The following is a 723-nucleotide window of genomic DNA, read 5'->3' on the forward strand; positions in this document are numbered from 1 at the left end:
ACTTGTATGGTTAAATTTCCTTGATTTCTCTTCTTTGTCTAAAGTGAAGCCCGTAGCTAGTGGCATCTAGTTACCGGATTCCCAGCCCGATGATGGACAGGTCATTAAGACCGTTAACAAGCGTGGGCGGGTCTCCGATCCGATTTATTAACTCGAACAGTCGAATGGGCCTCAAGCCCGAATGTAGCAAGGATGAGTTCTTATGACAATTGAACGCAAGAACAAAGAGGGTGTACACATCGGAGTCGATATTGGAAAGTTCAAGCTGGACTTTTTCATCCATGAACGTCAATTGCATTGGCAATCAGATAATACACCAGGGGGCATTCGTGCTGCCCTCAATCGAATCAAACGCTATAAGGTTGCCAGGCTCGTCGTCGAGGCTACAGGACGTTATGAGTTGGCCTTGGTTGATGAAGCCTTTAGCTTGGGTCTCCCTGTCGTTATTGCCCAGCCTCTGCAAGTTAGACGCTTTGCCGGGGCCATCAACCAGCTGGCTAAAACTGACAAGATTGATGCCGCCGTGATTGCTGAATTTGGCCTGAGGGTGAAGCCTCCTGTCAGTCGATCACAGGGTAAGAATATTCGCCAAATCAGGGACTTGATCGCTCGAAGACGCCAACTGATCGAACTGTTAGTCAAAGAGAAAAACAGGCAGCAAATTATGGGGAAGCGATTGGAGGCATCCCACAAACGAATGCTAAAGGCTTTTGAAAAAGAGAT

General features: G+C 47.6%; 1 protein-coding gene. It reads left to right on the plus strand.

All coding sequences use genetic code 11. The features are described 5' to 3' along the window. Positions 1–202: 202 nt before the first annotated feature. Positions 203–723, plus strand: a 521-nt coding sequence (locus MIB40_RS19435; protein WP_249697158.1) for an IS110 family transposase, incomplete at its 3' end; no start/stop codon positions are given.

It is taken from the genome of Aestuariirhabdus haliotis, assembly GCF_023509475.1.
GTDB lineage: Bacteria > Pseudomonadota > Gammaproteobacteria > Pseudomonadales > Aestuariirhabdaceae > Aestuariirhabdus > Aestuariirhabdus haliotis.